The organism is Microbacterium sp. MYb45 (assembly GCF_002979655.1).
Lineage (GTDB): Bacteria > Actinomycetota > Actinomycetes > Actinomycetales > Microbacteriaceae > Microbacterium.
In genome coordinates, this window is sequence record NZ_PCPG01000005.1 from 70,824 (window position 1) to 89,336 (window position 18,513).

Consider the following 18,513-nt stretch of genomic DNA (forward strand, 5'->3'; position numbering starts at 1 on the left):
CTCGCGGCCGCCCAGGCCTCAGGCCGCGGTCTCCCGGCGGGGCCGATGCACGTCCTTCGCGCTCGGTATCCCCTTCGAGAAGAGGAGCGAGAGGAGGCTGATCAGGATCAGCCCGAAGAACGCGATGCGCAGCGACGACAGCTGCGAGTCGCGATAGACGGTCGCTAGGGTGTCGGCATCCGCGTCGCTCAGACCCGCGTCCTCGGCGATGGCGGCGACGTCCGCGGCGGGGACGATCGTGACGCCGTGCTCTGTCGCGGTCGCCACGGTCGTCTTCGTGGCGTCGGGCAGATCGCTCGCCGCGACCCCCGACGCGAACGACGTCGACAGTGCGCCGATGAGGATCGAGCCGATGAGCGCTGTTCCCAGCGATGAGCCGAGGTTCTGGAACACGCCCTGGAGGCCTCCGACCTCGCTCGTCTCCTTCTCGGTCACACTCGACATGTTCACGTTGCCGAGCTGCGAGGCGAGCAACCCGAGCGCGACGCCGGCGAGGAACATCCCGGTGGCGAAGAATCCGCTGCGCAGATCGCTGGTGGCGGAACCGAGCAGGATGAGCGCGCTGACGACGAGCACCAGTTGACCGATCCGCACGATCGTCCGCGGCGACAGCATGCGCGAGAGCCGGGTGCCGACGATGGAGAACAGCACGAGGGCGATCGACAGCGGGAAGATCCGGATGCCGGTCTCCAATGCGTCGAGACCGAGCGTCATCTGCAGGTACACCGGCACCATGAAGAACAGGCCGGCCGTCACGGTGTACTGCGCGCCGAGCACCGACAGTCCGCTGCGGAGGGCGGTGATCGAGAACATCCCCACGTGCACGAGGGGCGCCCGTCCCGCGCGCTCGAGGCTCCGCTGCCGGGAGAGGAACAGCGCGAGCAGCACGAGCCCGAGCACGATGAGCCAGGCGGCGGGGGAGATGCCGAGCGGAGCGACGGAGACTCCGCCGATCTCGGGAGGGTTGAGCGGCAGGACCCACCCCCAGGTCTTGCTCTGCAGCATCCCGAACACGACCGTGACGAGTCCGACGGACGACAGCGCGACGCTGAGGATGTCGATGCGCACACTCTGCCTCGGGGTCGGATCCGTGACGATCCGTGCGCACAGCACGACGCCGATCATGATGAAGACCTCAGCAACGAAGACATAGCGCCAGTCGAGGTACGTCGTCACGAATCCACCGATCAGGGGTCCGGCTGCGACGGCCGCGCCGGAGACGGCGCCGATGATCGCGAAGGCGGTGATCCGCTCGCGACCGACATAGTTGTCCGCGACGAGCGCCGCGATCGCCGGGATGACGAGCACGGCACCGAGTCCTTCGACGATCGACCAACCGAGGAACAGGAACTGCACGTTCGGACTCAGTGCCGTGATCAGCGATCCCACTCCGTAGACGCACGACCCGATCACGAACGCTCTGCGGCGCCCCCACACATCGCCGAGCTTCGCCCCCAGCAGCATGAACGCGGCCATCGTGAGCGTGTAGAAGGTGATGGCGCCCTGCATCGCGGCGACGGTGGTGTCGAGGTCGGTGACCACGGTCGAGATCGAGACGTTCATCACGGTGCCGTCGAGCACCATCACGAACTGCGCGGACCCGAGGACGGCGATGACGCCCCACTTCTTCATGACGACTCCTTCGACGGTGCAGCAGGGGTGGCGGCGATCGCGCCGGCGCCGCGCATGATGCGCGCGACCGCCGTGATGAGGAACAACTGACCGGTGATCGCCTCCGCGACCGCGACCGCCTGCGACGTCGCATTTGCGGGGACGAGGTTGCCGTAGCCGGTGGTCGTGAGCGTCGTGAACGAGAAGAAGAGCTGGTTGGCGAGGGAGTCGTCGTCGGGGCCGCCGAACATCGGCTCGGGGGAGACGAGGGAGAGCAGATTGAAGACGAAGGTGAAGAACAGGCCGACCAGCACGTAGGCCGTGACGGCCGCCAGCAGGGCCTCGGCATTGAGCCCGCGGCGCTTCACCTGGTCCCCGATGATAGCGACGGGGGATGCGAGCAGCGCGATCATCGTCGCCGCGGAGAACGCGATGTCGAGGATGTGCCCGCTCGCGCCGAGGAGCGTCGCCACGATCGTGGCCACCCCGGCGGCCGACAGGATCACCCACGCCACGTGCTGCACCATGCGGGGCGCGGCGGTGACCCGGAAGACCACGGCGACCGTCATGAGGGTCACCAGGAAGGCCCACGGGCTCGGGTTGGGGCCACGCTGCGCGGCGCACAGCGCATACGACACGACGACCAGGGCGGCGACGACCGCATACCCGGATGCCCCGCTGAAGAGCAGATCGGGGCGCCGTTGCTCGACGCGGGATCTCGCTGTCCGTGCGGAGGCGCTCACCGTCCGGGCTCCCCGGTGGCGGTGGCCGTGGTCGGCAGTCGTCCGGACGCGCGGGCGGCGAGGAATGCCGCATAGTCCTCCTCGTTCTGATCGGCGTAGGAGTCGGCGAAGGCGCAGATGGCGTCCTCGAACGCCCGGCCCCGGCCGAGGTAGCCGGCGATCTCGAGGCGATCCCCGCCCCGAGCATGCGCCCGTGCGAGGGTCTCGCCGCAGATGCGCGCGTAGAGCGCAGCCCCTCTCGGGGTCATCGTCTCCGGATCGATTCCGCCCTTCCAGTCGTGGAGCTGGCGCACGTAGAAGTCCCGCGTGACGCCCTCGGCGCCGGTCGCCTGCTGCCAGCCGAGGAAGAGGTCACTGGCTGCCTGCATGAGCCGTTGCCCGCGCACGACGCGCTCGCCCTCGGTCTCATGAGCGCCGGGACCGAGGAAGCGTTCGAGCACCGACGGCTGTGCGGTCTTGGCCTGTAGAAGCAGCGGGTCGCTGTCATCCCTCCCGCTGAGCAGGATCACCCATGCCCGCGTGCCGACGCTGCCGATCCCGCCGACCGTCCTGGCCATGTGTCGGTAGCGGTACTCGGAGATCGGATGCCGGTCGCCCGGCAGCGTGTGCTGATACGCCGCGAGGAGATCTCGCATGATGCCGACCTCGTCGAGATCCTGAACGGCTCCGGGAAGGAGATCTTCGACCGGCGTCACCAGTGGTGGGTTCGGGATGATCCGCAGCTGTCCGTCCTGCACGTGCACGAGTTTCGCGAACGATCTCATCCGGTCGCGCTTGCGCGCCTTCTTGATGGCGGCATCGAGCCGCGCGACGGTCTCGTCCTCGGCTCTTCCGCGGTCGCGCTCCGCCCGGATTCGACGGCGTGCGCCGTCGGCGTCGAACCGGTCGTACCAGGCGTCGAGGACGTGGGCATCGGCGGCCCGCCGCATCGCCTTCCGGTACCCGACGATCGATGCGCGGACGCAGGCGTCGATCTCCTCCGTCGAGAAGCCGCGCTGCCGCCCGGCCACCGCGAAGCTCGTCGCCAGCCGTTTGAGATCCCACTCGAACGGCCCCGGGAACGTCTCGTCGAAATCGTTCATGTCGAAGATCAGTCGACGCTCCGGGGTGCCGAACAGGCCGAAGTTCGACAGATGCGCGTCGCCGCACAGCTGCACGGTGATGCCGGTGTGCGCGGCGGTGGCGAGGTCCGACGCCATGAGCAACGCGGACCCCCGGAAGAAGGCGAACGGCGAGGCGGACATCCGCTCGTATCGTAGGGGCACGATGTCGAGATCGCGGGTCGTGGCCTGCCCCTCGAGCAGCGCGACCGGGTCGGGGCGATCCGCGCCCGGAAGCCACGGCCCCTGCTGCGAGCGGGGTGCGCGGGTGCGCGCGTCGCGTCCCCGGTTGCGTCTGAGGACGAACTCCGGCGCGACCGCATCCGGCGCCGCGAAGTCGTCGCGCCCGTCGGCGTTTCGGTCACCGGCCATGTCGCACCTCGCACCCGTCTGATGACGGCGCGGGATCCGGGTGACCGGGGCGGATCCCCGGGGTCGGGTGCGGGCGGCGTCGCATCGCTCATCGTGGCAGCGCACGACGGGCTCGACGTGGTTCACGTCACCCTTTTCGGGCGAGGGCGAGGGCGTGGGCGAGGGCGAGGGGCGGACCGCCTCGCCTTCAGGCGTCGCTGGTCGTGGCGCGCTTCGCGCTCGCGCCCCGCATGATCCGCGCGACCGCCGTGATCAGGAACAGCTGACCGGTGATGCCCTCGGCGATGGCCACCGCCTGGCCGCCGGTACCGACCGGCACGAGATTTCCGTAACCGGTCGTCGTGAGCGCCGTGAAGGAGAAGAACAGCTGATTGCCGAGCGAGTCGAGGCTTGCCTCGCCGAACAGCGGATCCACCGAGATCTGCGACATCAGGTTGTACACGAAGGCGAAGAACATGCCGACGAGGATGTAGGCGGTGATCGCCGCCAGCAGCGCCTCCAGATTGAGGCCGCGCCGGGTCACCTGGTGGGCGATGACGACCCACGGGGCGACGAGCAGTGCGATCATCGACGCGGCCGAGAGTGGGATGGCGAGCAATGGTCCTTCGAGTCCGAACAGGTCGGCGATGACGGCGGTGACCCCGGCGACGGAGAGCACGACCCAGGAGACCCGCTGCACCATGCGTCGGGCCCGGGTCACATGAAAGACCATGGCGACCGTCGCAAGCATGGGGAGGAAGGCCCACGGGCTCGGGTCGGTGCTGGGCTGTATCGCGCATAGGCCGTACGACACGATGAGCAGGATGAGGACGATCCCGTACCCGAGAGCGCGGTCATCCCACCGGCGGCCGAGCCGACCTCTGACGTGCTGCTCGTCCACCGCTTCTGTCAGGGGCATGGCGACTCCACTTCGGTGCGATGGACGCCGTCGTCCATGATGTGCGGCCAGTATCCCAGCGCCGGGGCGCATCCCCTCTCAGGGCGAGTGCGCGTCGGCGGGAACGGGAGTCGCGGCCCCGGTTCGAGACTGTCCGCCGAACCCGTTATGATGGCTGAGTGCATCCGATCTTCGGGTCGGATCCACGGAGACGTCGCATAGTCCGGCCGAGTGCACCACCCTGCTAAGGTGGAGTCCCCTCACGGGGACCAGGGGTTCAAATCCCCTCGTCTCCGCACTTTCTTTCTTCGCTTTCGGGCCCGGTCGTCTGTCGTTCACGGCAGACTCGAGAGCATGTTCCGCGACATCACGACCGTCGTCTTCGACGTGCTCGGCACCCTCGTCGACGAACCCCGCGGCCTTCGCACCGCCATCGCCGAAGTGGGAGGCCCGGGCTGCGACTCCGAAGAGCTGCTCGGCATCTGGCAGGGTCACATCGAACGTGAGCAGGCGCGCATCGCGCGGGGCGTACGCGACTACGCCGATACCGAGACCCTCGATCGCGAGGCGGCTCTGCGGGTGGGCGCGGCTGCGGGAGTCGAGGGACAGGCCCGCATCGATCGACTGGCATCCGCGGCTGAGCGGCTTCCGCCCTGGGACGACTCCGCCGACGGTGTCGCGCGACTCGCGCAGAGGTTCCGCGTGCTCGGGCTGTCGAATGCGACGACGAAGACGCTGCATCGGCTGGGAGCGCACGCCGGCCTGGAATGGGATCTGGCGCTCTCGGCGGACGCCGTCCGCGCCTACAAGCCTGCCCCCGAGGTCTACGCTCTGGCGGTGGAAGCTGCGGGCGGTGATCCTTCGCGCGTGCTGATGGTCGCGGCCCATGCCTGGGATCTGCGGGGCGCGCAGGCGGTGGGAATGCGGACTGTATACGTGCGACGCCCGGTGGGGGACCCGCCGACTCCGTCAGACACGTTCGACGGTCGATTCGACGGACTTCAGCAGCTCGCCGACGCGCTCATCTAGAGCGCGGCGGATCGATCCTCTTCTCTCAGCAGCAGCTGCCCTTTCTCTCAGCAGCAGCCGCCCGCCGAGCGCGCGCTGCCGATGGGCTCGACCTCCGTCGACTCGTCCGCGATGCCGAAGCGGATCAGCGCGCGCGGGTCGAAATGGTCATCCGGTGGTGCGACATCGGGCGCCACTGCGTGGAGAAGGGTGAAGTCGGCCGCAGCGCCCACCACCAGCAGGGCTCCGACCGGGAAGCAGTCGATCACGAGGTGGAACTCGTCATCGCGCTGCTGCACGGTCATCCCGGTGATCGACCAGGCCGTGAACTCATCCGCCATCGGCGTGCAGCGCCAGCTCTGCTGCTCCACGCCGGTCACCCGCAACAGTGCAGTGGTGCCGCGCAGACGTGTCGACTGCCCCAGTTCCAGGAGCACGCCGACAGTCCCGCCGAGCACATCGACGAGGATCCGTGTGATCTGGGAGCCCACCAGCGCATCATCCGTCAGGAACGGATTCTCCTCGTCCGGCAGCATCGGAAGCTCGCCGCGTACGCCGATGAGCAGGTCGTTCACGTTCATGGCTATTCGCTCTCCCCAGAGATCCCCCGACCGTTCGAGAGTATGTGATCGCGGTTCACAAATTCTGAACGCCGAATGTGAAGGGGCACCAGGGGTGCGGGGCGACGCCGACGAGGTGTGCTGCGTTCGTCGTGGCCCTCCGGTAGTCTCACCGGCATGGCCACCGCATCGACGCAGACCCATAAACGCGAGGCTTTCGGATCGCGGAACGTGTTCATCCTGTCGGCGATCGGATCTGCGGTCGGCCTCGGGAACATCTGGCGGTTCCCCTATGTCGCCTATGAGGGCGGCGGTGGGGCCTTCCTCATCCCGTATCTGTGCGCGCTGCTGACGGCGGGCATCCCGCTGCTGTTCTTCGACTACGCGATCGGGCACCGGTTCCGCGGTTCGGCGCCGCTGGCGTTCCGCCGCATGCACCGGGCGGCCGAGCCCCTCGGCTGGTGGCAGGTGCTGATCTGCGTCGTTATCGCGGTGTACTACGCGGTGATCATCGCGTGGGCGGCCATGTACACCTGGTTCTCGGCCCAGCTCACCTGGGGGCCGGGGAACGAGAACGACTTCTTCTTCATCGACTTCCTGCGGTCGGCGGACGTCGCGGAGGTCGGGGTCTCGACCGAGTTCGTGCCGCAGGTCGGCATCCCCCTGGTCGTGGTCTGGCTGATCGTGATCGTGATCATGGCGCTCGGCGTGAAGCGCGGCATCGGCCGCGCGAACATGATCCTGATGCCGTTGCTCACCGTGATGTTCGCGATCCTCGTGGTGCAGTCGCTCTTCCTCCCCGGTGCGATGGAAGGTCTGAACGCGTTCTTCACCCCGAACTGGGAGGCGCTCGCCGACCCGGGCGTCTGGGCCTCCGCCTATGGGCACATCTTCTTCTCGCTGTCGGTCGCCTTCGGCATCATGGTGACCTATTCCTCCTATCTGAAGCGCAAGACCGACCTCACCGGATCCGGGCTGGTCGTGGCTTTCGCCAACTCCGGCTTCGAGATCCTCGCCGGTATCGGCGTCTTCGCCGCACTCGGGTTCATGGCGCAGGCACAGGGGACCGAGGTCGCCGGCGTCGCGTCCTCGGGCATCGGGTTGGCGTTCATCGCCTTCCCGACGATCGTCTCGCAGGCCACCGGGGGCTCGATCATCGGCGTGCTGTTCTTCGGCGCGCTCGTGTTCGCGGGGGTCACCTCACTCATCTCGATCCTCGAAGTGATCGTCGCCGCGCTGCAGGACAAGCTGGGCTGGGCGCGCGTGCGCACGACGCTCACGGTGGCCATCCCGCTCGCGATCGTCTCGATGGCGCTCTTCTCGACGACCACGGCTTTGTCGGTGCTCGATACGGCGGATGCCTTCGTCAATGCGTTCGGCATCATGGCCGTCGCGCTGGTGGCGGTGATCATCGTCGCGTGGCTGCTGCACAAGCTCCCGGTGTTCGTCGAGCACCTCAACCGCCGCTCCAGCTTCCGGGTCGGACTGCTCTGGAAGCTGCTCGTCGGCGTGCTCGCGCCGCTGGTGCTCGGTTACCTGCTCGTCAGCGAGCTCATGACGAAGCTCAATGAGCCGTACAGCGGGTATCCGGGGTGGTTCCTCGCGATCTTCGGCTGGGGCATGGTGATCGCCCTCGTCGTGCTGGCGCTGCTGCTGTCGGCGCTGCCGTGGAGCGGACGCTCGCACGCGAAGGACGACCCGGAGTACGACGAGTTCCTGGCCGAGGAGCAGTACGAGCCGGATGCGGAGACGTCGGCTGTTCCGATCGTCGCGACGCCGGAGAAGGGAGAACGCGCATGACCACGACAGCGATCGTCATGATGATCATCGCCATGGTCACGATCTGGGGCGGCCTCGTCGCCGCGATCGTGAATCTCGCCCGTCATCCCGAGGCCGCGGAGAACGAGCCGGCACCGCCCGTCGAGCTGTGACCGCGCGCTGACGGCGAGCCGATCGCATCCGACCTGAGAAGTCGGGTGCCGGCGGCCCGGGCGCGGCGACGATGGTGGGGAAAGGAGGACCTCATGATCGGAACGCTCAACGCCCTGGTCGATCTCGTCGAAGCCACTCGCTCCGACGAGCTCGACGTCGCCGGGTTCGCACGCGAGCACGGCACGACCGAATACCACCTGCGGCGGATGTTCTCGGCGCTGGCCGGCATGCCGCTGTCGGAGTACGTGCGGCGCCGTCGCATGACGCTCGCCGGCGCGGAACTCGCCGCCGGCGCCTCGAGCCTGCTCGATGTGGCCGTGCGCCACGGATACGGCTCGGTCGAGGCTTTCGGTCGCGCCTTCCGTGCGGTGCACGGCATCGGGCCGGCCGACGCGCGCCGAGACGGGGGTCCTCTCCGTACACAACCCACGCTCCGGTTCCGCCTGAGCGTCGAAGGGAGCACCCCGATGGACGTCACCATCACCCACCGTCCCGCGTTCGTCCTCGCCGGTCACGCCGCCGAGGTCCCGCTGATCCACGAGGGCGTCAACCCGCACATCCAGGCGCACATCGCCGCCATCCCGCCCGAGGAGCACGCGCGCCTCAAGGCGCTCGCCGACGCCGAACCGGCCGGGATCCTCGCGATCACCGCCGACATCGAGCCGGATGCTGCGGAGGGCACGCCGCTCACATACCTGCACGGCGTCGCGCTGCAGGACACCACCGCGGTGCCCGACGACCTCGATTCCCTGCGCCTCGACGAAGGGTCCTGGGCGGTCTTCGCCGCGCGGGGTCCGTTCCCGGCGACCCTGCAGAACCTGTGGGCGGCCACGGCGACCGAGTGGTTCCCGTCGAACCCGTGGCGGCTGCGGCCCGGCCCCTCGATCGTGCGCTACCTCGAGTTCACCGGCGACTTCGCGTCGTGCGAGCTCTGGCTGCCCGTCGAACAGGGCTGAACACCCGATGCCCCGCGTCGACGTCGATCAGCGCGGGGCATCGCCCTTCCTGGGCGGGCGATAGGTACCGATGATCGCGGCGATGAGATCGGAGTAGGCGGCGTCCTGGCTGGAGAAGCTGCCGTTGTTGCGGCCGTGCCGCAGCACCTCGACACGGTCGGACACCGCCTGCACGTCGGCGATGTTGTGACTGATGAACACGACGCCCAGCCCGAGCTCGCGGAGCTGCTCGATATGGGTGAGCACGTCGGCGGTCTGCGCGACGCTGAGCGAAGCGGTCGGCTCATCGAGCACGACCAGCCGGGGCTGGCTGATGAGGGTGCGCGCGATCGCCACGGCCTGTCGCTGGCCACCGGACAGGGAGTTGAGCGGCGTGCGGGTCGACGGGATGTTGGCGGCCAGATCGGTCAGCGCCTGCCGCGTCGCGTTCTCCATCTCGCCCTCGCGCAGCATGCCTTTGGATGTGCGCAGCTCGCGTCCGAGGAAGACGTTGGCCGTCACGTCGAGGTTCTCGCAGACGGCGAGGTCCTGGAAGACCGTCGCGATGCCGAGTCGGTTCGCCTCGGCGGGGGAGGAGATGTCGACGCGCTCGCCGTTGATGCGGATCTCGCCGGAGGTCGGGGTGAGAGCACCCGCGATGACCTTTGCCAGCGTCGACTTGCCGGCGGCGTTGTCGCCGACGAGACCGACCACCTCGCGCGCGTTCACCGTGAAATCGACGTCGGTGAGCGCCTCGACAGCACCGAAGCGCTTCGTGATGCCGCGCAGGGTGAGCAGCGGCTCCGCCTGCGACGCCGAGAGAGTCATGAGCGGCCCTCGAGAAGCTGGGACGGATCGGTCGACTGCAGGATGTGGATGGTCGCGCCGACGAGCACCGTGTCCTTGCCGAACGACGCGGGGATCGGTTCGCGGCGAGGAGCGCGGCGCTGCGGCGCGTGCTCGCGCAGGGCGGCGCCGAACGGCAGTAGGAAGACCGGGCCGGCGTCGGTGAGCTCGCCGCCGATCGTGATGATCTCGGGGTCGAGCGTCTGACAGACACCCGCGACCACACGGCCGAGCGTCGCGCCCGCATCGGAGACGACCCGCGCGCAGCCGGGGTCGCCGGCGGCGGCACGGGCGATGACGTCCTTGAACGTGACCTGGCCGTAGGCGGCCCGCAGCGGTGCCGTGACGGCCTCGGCTCCGACGACGGTCTCGAGGCAACCGCGCTGCCCGCAGGGGCAGATGGATCCGGCGGGGTCGACCTGCACGTGTCCGATCTCACCCGCCGTGCCCCCGCGTCCGCGGTAGAGCCGCGAATCGATGATCACGCCGGCACTCGTCGTGTACGAGGCGTTGATGAACAGGCTGTCCGCGACGTCCCGTGCCGTGCCGAGCGTCGCCTCGGCGAGCGCGGCGAGGTTGGCGTCCTTCTCGACCAGCACCGGGCATCCGAGGCGTTGTTCGACGACCGCGGCGATGGGCTGCGATTCCCACCGCCTCATGACGCCCGGATAGGCGACCAGACCGGTGTCGGGGTCGATCGGGGCCGGAATCGCGATGCAGAGGCCGATCAGCTCGTCGGCCTGCGCCGCGATCATGTCCAGCATCTCGATGATGAGGAGCGTGATGCGATCGAGCACCGTGTCCTCGGCGTGGTCGGCCGGCAGCGGCATCGACCGGTCGGCGAGCACGGACTGCCCGACGTCGTTGAGACGCACCCGCATGCTGCGGCTTCCGATGTGCACGGCGGCCACCAGCCCGGCACGCCGGGCGATGGTGACGAGCTGTGCGCGACGGCCACTCCGCGAGGTCGGGTGGGTCTCCACCAGACCCGAGAGCGAGAGCTCCTTCACGATCGCCGACACCGTCGCCGTCGACAGGGTGGTCGCTTCGGCGAGCTCGACCTGGGTGAGCCCGCCGAAGCGCTTGACCGCGTCGACGATCTTGGCCGTGTTGGCCTCGCGCAATCCCGACTGGGAACCGCTCGACCATCTGCTCATAGCGGGAGCATATCGCGTGGGATCGGCACCGCCGGGGTCAGCGGGCGGCACCCGCCCGACGCTTGTTCCAGACGTCGAAGGCCACGGCGATCAGGAGCACCAGGCCCTTCACGACCTGCTGTGTCGCCTGGTCGAGGCCCATGAGCTGCATGCCGTTGCTCATCACCGCCATGATCAGACCGCCGACGATCGCCCCGCCGACGCGCCCCACGCCACCGGTGACCGCGGCGCCGCCGATGAAGCAGGCGGCGATCGCGTCGAGCTCGAACATGTTCCCTGCTCCCGGCTGCGCGCCGTTCGTGCGCGAGGAGAAGACGACGCCGGCGACACCGGCGAGCAGTCCCATGTTCACGAAGATCCAGAAGTTGACGCGGCGCACGTTCACGCCGCTCAGCAGTGCGGCGTGCAGGTTGCCGCCGATCGCGTAGACGTGACGCCCGAATACGCTCTTCTGCGTGATGACCGAGTAGGCGATGATCAGCACGGCGAGGAGGATCAGCACGAACGGCAGACCGCGGCTGGTGGACAGCTGGTAGCCGAACCACATCACGACGGCGGCGATCAGGGCGATCTTCAGGATGAACCAGCCCAGCGCCTCGACCGACTGCTGGTGCGCGACCTTCGAGCGTCGGCTGCGCACCTGCCACACCGCATAGCCGCCCACGCCGATGGCGAAGATCACGAGGGTGAACACGTCGACCCCGTAGCCGCCGAAGAGTCCGTTGAAGAATCCGTTGGCTATCGAGTAGTAGGTGCCGCCGAAGGGCGAGAGTGAGACGTTGCCCAGCACGATGAAGGTCAGGCCGCGGAAGAGCAGCATGCCGGCGAGCGTCACGATGAACGCCGGGATGCCGACGAATGCCACCCAGAACCCCTGCCACGCGCCGACCAGGAGGCCGACCACCAGCGCGGCGATGACGCCGACCCACCAGGGCAGCTGCATCCGGATCACGAGGACCGCGGCGGTGGCACCGGTGAGGGCGACGACCGAGCCGACGGAGAGGTCGATGTGACCGGCGATGATGACGATCACCATGCCGATCGCGAGGATCAGGATGTAGGAGTACTGCAGCACGATGTTCGTGAGGTTCCCCGGGGAGAGGAACGTCGGGTTCAGGATGGCGAAGAAGGCCACGATCGCGACGAAGGCGACGAGGATGCCGCTCTGACGCAGGTTGCGCGTGGCGAGGCTCAACAGGTTGGTGACGCCGGTCATCGTTCGGCCGTCCTTTCGACAGTCATGAGTTGCATGAGGTTCTCCTGGGTGGCCTCGGCGGCCGGCAGCTCGCCGGTGATCCTGCCGAAGGCCAGGGTGTAGATGCGGTCGCAGATGCCCAGCAGCTCGGGCAGCTCGGAGGAGATGACGAGCACGCCCTTCCCCGCCGCGACCAGGCGGTTGATGATCGTGTAGATCTCGTACTTGGCGCCGATGTCGATGCCGCGCGTGGGCTCATCGAGGATCAGCACGTCGGGCTCCGTCTGGATCCACTTGCTGAGCACGACCTTCTGCTGGTTGCCGCCGGAGAGGTTGCCCACGAGCTGGAGCACACTGGGCGTCTTGATGTTCATCTCGGCGCGGTACTGCTCTGCGATCCGGAGTTCCCGGTTCGCGTCGATCCAGCCGCCGGGGCTGATCATCCGCAGCGACGCGAGGGTGATGTTGTGGCGGATGTCGTCGATGAGGTTGAGCCCGAACTTCTTCCGGTCCTCGGTCGCGTACGCGATCCCGGCGCGGATGGCGGCGCTCGTGGTCGACGTGTCGACCTCTTTGCCGCGGACGAGGACTCGCCCCTTCGCGTTGCGCCCGTAGGTGCGGCCGAACACGCTCATGGCGAGTTCCGTGCGTCCGGCGCCCATCAGCCCGGCGATGCCCACGACCTCTCCTGCACGCACGGTGAGGGAGGCATCGTCGACCATGACCCGTCCGGGCTGGGTCGGGTGATGCACGGTCCAGTTCTCGATCCGCAGCACCTCCTCTCCGAGCTCCGGCACGCGCTCGGGGAAACGATGGGCGAGGTCGCGTCCGACCATGCCGCGGATGATCCGGTCCTGCGTCGAGGCCGGATCGCTCATGTCGAGCGTCTCGATGGACCGACCGTCGCGGAGGATCGTCGTGCGGTCGGCGATCGCGTCGATCTCGTTGAGCTTGTGCGAGATGATGATCGACGTCATCCCGCCGTCGCGCAGGCGCCGGAGCAGGTCGAGCAGGTGGGCCGAGTCGGTGTCGTTGAGCGCGGCGGTCGGCTCGTCGAGGATGAGCAGGCGCACGTTCTTCGACAGTGCCTTCGCGATCTCGACGAGCTGCTGCTTGCCCACGCCGAGCTGGCCGACCGGCGTGGCGGGGTTCTCGTCGAGACCGACCTGGGCGAGCAGTTGCGAGGCCTCGGAGTTCGCGCGGTCCCAGTCGATGAGTCCGCCCGCTCCCCGACGCTCGTTGCCGAGGAAGATGTTCTCCGCGACGCTGAGGTAGGGGATCAGCGCGAGCTCCTGATGGATGATCACGATGCCGACGTGCTCGGAGTCGCTGATGGATCCGAACTTCGCCTCTTCGCCCTCGTAGACGATCTCTCCCTCGTACGCCCCGTGCGGGTAGACACCCGACAGCACCTTCATGAGGGTGGACTTCCCCGCGCCGTTCTCGCCGCAGATCGCGTGGATCTCGCCGCGGCGGACATCGAGGTCGACGCCCTGGAGCGCCTTGACGCCGGGAAAGCTCTTCTCGATCTCCCGCATCTGCAGTACCGGTGTCGTCATGAACCGGCTCCTTTCCGTCGAGAGGGGCGTGACGCCGTGTCGACGTCACGCCCCGGAGCGATGACTACTCGGCGACGCCGGCGTCGACCTCGGCCTGGGTCCAGTAGCCCGAGTCGACCAGCAGCGAGGTGATGTTGTCCTTGTAGACGATGTCCGACTGCAGGAGGTACGACGGCACGACCTTCACGCCGTTGTCGTAGGTCTCCGTGTCGTTCGCCTCGGGCTCCTCGCCCTCGAGCATGTCCTCCGCCACCACGACCGACTGCTCGGCGAGCTTGCGCGTGTCCTTGAAGATGGACGAGAACTGCACGCCCTGGTCGATCAGACTGATGGAGCCGATCTCCGCATCCTGTCCGGTGACGATCGGGAGACCGTCGGCGATGGTGGCGCCGAGACCGCCGGTGCCCTGGAGTGCCGTGATGATGCCGCGGGAGATCCCGTCGTAGGGGGAGAGCACGCCGTCGAGCTTCGTGCCGCCGCCGTACGTCGAGGTGAGCAGATCCTCCATGCGCTTCTGCGCGGTCTCCTGCTGCCAGCGCAGGATCGCCGCCTGCTCGATGTCGGTCTGCCCCGACGGCACCGTGAGCACGCCCTCGTCGATGTAAGGCTGCAGCGTGTCCATCGCCCCCTGCCAGAAGAAGTGGGCGTTGTTGTCGTCGAGAGAGCCGGCGAAGAGCTCGATGTTGAACGGGCCCTTCTCTCCGGTGTCCTTGCCGTCCTGATCGAGCACGCCGAGGCCGACCAGCAGCGAGGTGGCCTGCTGCACGCCGACCTTGTAGTTGTCGAACGTCACGTAGAAGTCGACGTTCTCGCTGTCGCGGATGAGGCGGTCGTAGGAGATGACCGGGATCTTCGCTGCCGCAGCGGCGTCGAGCTGCGACGACAGGGCGGTGCCGTCGATCGCGGCGATGACCAGGAGATCCGCCCCCTTGGTGATCATCTGGTCGATCTGCTGGCCCTGCGTCGGGATGTCGTCGCCGGCGTACTGCAGCTCGACCTGATAGCCGGCCTTCTCCAGCCCCTCCTGCACGGCGGTGCCGTCGGCGATCCAGCGCTCGGAGGTCTGCGTCGGCATGGACACGCCGATCAGCAGGTCGCCCTTGTCGCCGGAAGCCTTCTCGCCGCCGCCCGCGGAGCCGGCTCCTCCTCCGCCACAACCGGCGAGGGCGAGGACTCCCGCGAGACCGAGGGCCGCGAGTGCGTACTTCTTCTTCATTCCGAGCTCCTTTGCTGTGCAATGCGTCCTCCGGCCGAAGTCCGGAGGGTGGGCGTCCCGGCCATTCGGGATCCGCCTCGGATCACTTTCTTGAGTTCGAGACTCGAAGTCAAGCGAACGTGATGGTTTCGTGATGATTGAGACTGGGCCGCTTCGGACAAGGATTTCTTCTCCGATGACCGGAGTTTTGTCGTCAGAAGGTGGGAAATCCGGGACTTATCTTCGAGACTCGAAGCTAACTCCCGCGGGCGATAGCCGGTGTCTGTGCCCCGTGTCACACTGGGCGCACGAACCAGGAAGGCACGTCATGGCGGCGATCGATCCCAAGAAGACGCTCGACGCGTATCGGGCGAAGCACGGTCAATTCCGCATCCTCGAGGTGCCGCCGATGCAGTACCTGATGATCGACGGCGCCGGAGACCCGAACACCTCCCCGGCCTATGCGGAGGCCGTCTCGGCTCTGTTCCCCCTGGCCTACACGCTCAAGTTCGCGAGCCGCGATGAGCTCGGCATCGACACGGTCGTGATGCCCCTCGAAGGGCTCTGGCACGCATCGGACATGGAGTCGTTCACCACTCATCGCGACAAGTCGGCCTGGCAGTGGACGCTGATGATCATGGTCGGCGACCACATCACGTCTTCGATGTTCGCCGACGCGGTGGAGTCCGTGGCGCAGAAAGCGGCGAAGAAGAAGCAGCCGGTGCCCGCACTCGGCTCCGTGCGGCTGGAGACCCTCGACGAGGGGATGAGCGTGCAGACTCTGCACGTCGGTCCGTTCGACGATGAGGGGCCGGTCCTCGACGACCTGCATCACCGCTTCATCCCCGAGCACGGTCTGACGATGAGCGGTCTGCATCATGAGATCTACCTGAGCGACCTGCGTCGCACCGACCCGGCGAAGCTGCGCACCATTCTCCGGCAGCCGGTGTCTTCGAGCGTCTGATGCCGAGAGGCGCCGGGAAAGCAAGCCCCTCCACCGCGTCCGCTGCCGGCGATACCCTTCAATGATGAGCACGGTCAAGCACGCTGCGCGCGTCGCCAAGGGGTCCACCGCCTTCCGCCGCATCGCCCGTGTCGGGTTCGTCGTCCTCGGCCTGATCCACGTCATCATCGGCGCGATCGCCATCACCATTGCCGCGGGGGCCTCGGGCGACGCCGACCAGGACGGGGCGATGGAGCAGATCCGGAACAACCCGGTCGGCGGATTGCTGCTCGTGCTCGTCGCCACGGGGCTGATCGCTCTGGCCGTGTGGCAGATCGCGAGTGCGTTCCTCGCCGCCGACCCCGCCGAGACGAAGAAGTGGGGGCAGCGCGTCAAGCTCTTCGGCATCGCCCTCGCCTACCTCGTGGTCGCGGGCATGGCCCTCATCTACGCGCTGGGTGGCGACGCCGACTCGGAGACGGCGTCGAAGACCCTCAGCTCCGTGGTGCTTTCCGCTCCGGGCGGCGTCGCGCTGCTCGTCGTCATCGGACTGTCCGTGGTCGGCGTGGGGATCGGCTTCGTCGTGGGCGGCTTCACGCGCGGCTTCGAGAAGCTGCTCGATCTGCCGACGGGAGTCGCACGCGGTGGCATCGTGACGCTCGGGGTGATCGGCTACTTCGGCAAGGGCATCGCGGTGGGCGTGACCGGCGTGCTGTTCGTGGTCGCCGCGGTCACGCAGGATCCGGAGAAGGGCGCGGGGCTCGATGCCGCGCTCCACAGTCTGCTGGAGCTGCCTCTCGGCGGACTCGTCCTGGGAGCGGTCGGCGCGGGCTTCGCGATCTACGGAGTCTTCTGCATCGCCCGGGCGCGCTTCGCTCGCATGTGAGCAGGGTCGCGCCGGGCGCTCACGCGGTCGCGGGCTTCTCGCTCCAGACCAGCAGGAACGCCCCGAGCGCGATCATGAGTCCGCCGCCGGTGGCACCCATCGCCTCGATGCGGCGAGGTGAGCGGCCGAACCAGTCGCGGGCGGCGCTGGCGAGGAGCACCCAGACGGCATCGCACGTCACGCCGATGACGACGACGATCACTCCGAGCAGGAAGAGCTGCGCGGGGACGGAACCCGCGTGCAGATCGACGAACTGCGGCAGGATCGCGAGGAAGAACGCGATGGACTTCGGATTGGTGACTCCCACGACGAAGCCCTCGGTGAGCAGCCGCCATCCCGAGCGCCGCGCCGGAGCGGCGATCATCGCGCGCGCCGCATCCTTCCGGTGCCGGATGGCCTGGATGCCGAGGAAGATCAGGTAGCCGGCGCCGAGCACCTTGACGACGGTGAACAGCACGGCCGACTGGGCGATGATCGTGCCGACGCCGAGCGCGACCGCGACGACCAGCACGATCGAGCCGATCGCCGTGCCGAGGATGCTGAGGAACCCGCCCATCCGCCCGAGAGCCATGGCCCGGCCGATCGTGAACAGCACGGTCGGACCGGGGATCACGACCATGACGAACGCCGCGACGACGAAGGCGAGCAGCGTGTCCGGGGCGATCATGGGTCGAGCCTAGGGGCGCGGGCGTCGAGCGGTCGAGAGTGCGACCGCCCGACGCCGGTCGGTCAGCCCTGACCCCAGAAGCGGTCCTCCGCCTCCTGGTCCTCGCTGATGAGCCAGACTTCGGCGATGCGGTCGCCCGCGATGCGGAAGACGTCGACGCCGTGCTGGTCGAGGTCATCGTGTCCGGCGCGCTGCGCACGGAAGCGCACGGTGGCGGAGACGAGGTCGCCGGCCTCCGTCGCCGAGTCGGTCTCGAGCACGAACGTGCCGCCGCTGAGTTCCATGAAGCGGCCGAGGTGGGCGAGGATCGCGTCGGGGCCGACGTGGTCGCCGGATGCCTGGTTGGCGCCGGGCTGGTGCCACACGGCATCCGGATGGAAGGTGGCCGCCAGTGCCCCCATGTCTCCCGCGGCCAGGGCCGCACCGTACTGTCCTACAACGTCGATCGCCGACATGATGCTCCTTCTCGTGTGGTCGGTACTCTGGAGCATCCAGCGTCTCGCCGAGGGCGCGGTTACTTCAACGTCACCGGGAGGAGCAGCGCATGTCGCGCACGTGGACGGTGTTCTCCGCCAGCTGTCCGTCTCGGGCGTCGCTCGCCCGCATCGCGAACAAGTGGACCGCGATGATCGTGGTCCTCCTGCACGAGCAGCCGCTGCGCTTCGGCGAGCTGCACCACCGGATGGATGGGATCACGAAGAAGGTGCTCGTCGACACGCTCCGTGCCCTCGAACGCGACGGCATGCTGGAGCGAGCGGTCGGCGACGACGGTCATTCGCGCTACCTGCTCACCCCGCTCGGCCGAAGCCTGCATGAACCGCTCCAGGCGCTGCAGATCTGGGCGGAGTCCCACGTGGAGGACGTGCTCGACGCGCAGGACCGCTACGACGAGGTCGCCGACGCGAAGACGCTCGACGGTCGCTGACC

The 18,513-nt window shown here is 68.1% G+C and carries 19 protein-coding genes and 1 tRNA gene; 8 read left to right on the forward strand and 12 right to left on the reverse strand.

Going from position 1 to position 18,513, the window contains the following annotated elements; genetic code table 11:
* Positions 1–18 precede the first annotated feature (18 nt).
* From CQ034_RS10950 to CQ034_RS10965, 4 genes are all read right to left on the reverse strand, one after another.
* Entirely contained in the window at positions 19–1,632 is a 1,614-nt protein-coding gene (locus tag CQ034_RS10950; protein ID WP_105711061.1) for an MFS transporter, read from the reverse strand.
* Positions 1,629–2,354 (reverse strand): ion channel, encoded by a 726-nt coding sequence (locus CQ034_RS10955; protein WP_105711062.1) that lies wholly within the window; start codon positions 2,352–2,354, stop codon positions 1,629–1,631. Before CQ034_RS10955 ends, CQ034_RS10950 begins: the two co-directional genes overlap by 4 nt.
* Positions 2,351–3,826 carry a DUF2252 domain-containing protein gene (locus tag CQ034_RS10960; RefSeq protein ID WP_105711063.1) on the reverse strand — a complete coding sequence of 492 codons (1,476 nt, stop codon included), beginning with the start codon at positions 3,824–3,826 and terminating at the stop codon, positions 2,351–2,353. Before CQ034_RS10960 ends, CQ034_RS10955 begins: the two co-directional genes overlap by 4 nt.
* 187 nt (positions 3,827–4,013) lie before the next feature.
* The gene (locus CQ034_RS10965) at positions 4,014–4,724 is read right to left on the reverse strand and encodes a potassium channel family protein (protein WP_105711064.1); all 711 of its coding nucleotides are present in this window, start codon (positions 4,722–4,724) and stop codon (positions 4,014–4,016) included.
* A gap of 186 nt (positions 4,725–4,910) precedes the next feature.
* Here CQ034_RS10965 and CQ034_RS10970 point away from each other — a divergent pair.
* Positions 4,911–4,999, forward strand: a tRNA-Ser gene (locus CQ034_RS10970).
* Positions 5,000–5,057: 58 nt separating this feature from the next.
* On the forward strand, positions 5,058–5,732 hold the full coding sequence (locus tag CQ034_RS10975) for a haloacid dehalogenase type II (protein ID WP_105711065.1): 675 nt from the start codon (positions 5,058–5,060) through the stop codon (positions 5,730–5,732).
* A 47-nt stretch (positions 5,733–5,779) separates the two neighbouring features.
* Here the strand turns inward: CQ034_RS10975 and CQ034_RS10980 are convergent, their stop codons facing one another.
* Positions 5,780–6,292, reverse strand: coding sequence for a hypothetical protein (locus CQ034_RS10980; protein WP_105711066.1), 513 nt, complete (start codon positions 6,290–6,292; stop codon positions 5,780–5,782).
* Between the two features lie 156 nt (positions 6,293–6,448).
* Here CQ034_RS10980 and CQ034_RS10985 point away from each other — a divergent pair, with 156 nt between their 5' ends.
* The 3 genes from CQ034_RS10985 to CQ034_RS10995 all read left to right on the forward strand — a co-directional run bounded on the left by CQ034_RS10985 (position 6,449) and on the right by CQ034_RS10995 (position 9,159).
* The gene (locus CQ034_RS10985; protein WP_105711174.1) at positions 6,449–8,071 is read left to right on the forward strand and encodes a sodium-dependent transporter; all 1,623 of its coding nucleotides are present in this window, start codon (positions 6,449–6,451) and stop codon (positions 8,069–8,071) included.
* On the forward strand, positions 8,068–8,202 hold the full coding sequence (locus tag CQ034_RS10990) for a methionine/alanine import family NSS transporter small subunit (RefSeq protein ID WP_081859865.1): 135 nt from the start codon (positions 8,068–8,070) through the stop codon (positions 8,200–8,202). Before CQ034_RS10985 ends, CQ034_RS10990 begins: the two co-directional genes overlap by 4 nt.
* 93 nt (positions 8,203–8,295) lie before the next feature.
* A complete protein-coding gene (locus CQ034_RS10995) occupies positions 8,296–9,159 on the forward strand; it encodes a GyrI-like domain-containing protein (RefSeq protein WP_105711067.1) in 864 nt (287 codons plus the stop codon).
* Between the two features lie 27 nt (positions 9,160–9,186).
* Here CQ034_RS10995 and CQ034_RS11000 read toward each other — a convergent pair whose 3' ends face one another.
* The 5 genes from CQ034_RS11000 to chvE all read right to left on the reverse strand — a co-directional run bounded on the left by CQ034_RS11000 (position 9,187) and on the right by chvE (position 15,111).
* Entirely contained in the window at positions 9,187–9,966 is a 780-nt protein-coding gene (locus CQ034_RS11000; RefSeq protein ID WP_029263763.1) for an ATP-binding cassette domain-containing protein, read from the reverse strand.
* Positions 9,963–11,141 (reverse strand): ROK family transcriptional regulator, encoded by a 1,179-nt coding sequence (locus tag CQ034_RS11005; RefSeq protein WP_036304176.1) that lies wholly within the window; start codon positions 11,139–11,141, stop codon positions 9,963–9,965. The genes CQ034_RS11000 and CQ034_RS11005 overlap by 4 nt, the downstream gene beginning before the upstream one ends.
* Before the next feature lie 37 nt (positions 11,142–11,178).
* Positions 11,179–12,357 (reverse strand): multiple monosaccharide ABC transporter permease, encoded by a 1,179-nt coding sequence (gene mmsB, locus CQ034_RS11010; protein WP_105711068.1) that lies wholly within the window; start codon positions 12,355–12,357, stop codon positions 11,179–11,181.
* Complete coding sequence (mmsA, locus tag CQ034_RS11015; RefSeq protein WP_105711069.1) at positions 12,354–13,895, reverse strand: multiple monosaccharide ABC transporter ATP-binding protein; 1,542 nt, start codon at positions 13,893–13,895, stop codon at positions 12,354–12,356. The genes mmsB and mmsA overlap by 4 nt, the downstream gene beginning before the upstream one ends.
* Before the next feature lie 64 nt (positions 13,896–13,959).
* Positions 13,960–15,111 carry a multiple monosaccharide ABC transporter substrate-binding protein gene (chvE, locus tag CQ034_RS11020; protein WP_105711070.1) on the reverse strand — a complete coding sequence of 384 codons (1,152 nt, stop codon included), beginning with the start codon at positions 15,109–15,111 and terminating at the stop codon, positions 13,960–13,962.
* Between the two features lie 307 nt (positions 15,112–15,418).
* Here chvE and CQ034_RS11025 point away from each other — a divergent pair, with 307 nt between their 5' ends.
* Both CQ034_RS11025 and CQ034_RS11030 read left to right on the forward strand, forming a co-directional pair.
* The gene (locus CQ034_RS11025) at positions 15,419–16,054 is read left to right on the forward strand and encodes a GyrI-like domain-containing protein (protein WP_105711071.1); all 636 of its coding nucleotides are present in this window, start codon (positions 15,419–15,421) and stop codon (positions 16,052–16,054) included.
* 64 nt (positions 16,055–16,118) lie between these two features.
* Entirely contained in the window at positions 16,119–16,919 is an 801-nt protein-coding gene (locus tag CQ034_RS11030; protein WP_105711175.1) for a DUF1206 domain-containing protein, read from the forward strand.
* 19 nt (positions 16,920–16,938) lie between these two features.
* On the opposite strand, the gene CQ034_RS11035 is transcribed toward CQ034_RS11030, so the two are convergent.
* On the reverse strand, positions 16,939–17,586 hold the full coding sequence (locus CQ034_RS11035; RefSeq protein WP_029263770.1) for a LysE family translocator: 648 nt from the start codon (positions 17,584–17,586) through the stop codon (positions 16,939–16,941).
* A 62-nt stretch (positions 17,587–17,648) separates the two neighbouring features.
* Positions 17,649–18,041, reverse strand: a complete 393-nt coding sequence (locus CQ034_RS11040) for a nuclear transport factor 2 family protein (protein WP_029263771.1) — start codon at positions 18,039–18,041, stop codon at positions 17,649–17,651.
* Positions 18,042–18,130: 89 nt separating this feature from the next.
* Between CQ034_RS11040 and CQ034_RS11045 the strand changes: the two genes are divergently transcribed.
* Positions 18,131–18,511 carry a helix-turn-helix domain-containing protein gene (locus CQ034_RS11045; RefSeq protein ID WP_105711072.1) on the forward strand — a complete coding sequence of 127 codons (381 nt, stop codon included), beginning with the start codon at positions 18,131–18,133 and terminating at the stop codon, positions 18,509–18,511.
* The last annotated feature ends 2 nt before the right edge of the window (positions 18,512–18,513 follow it).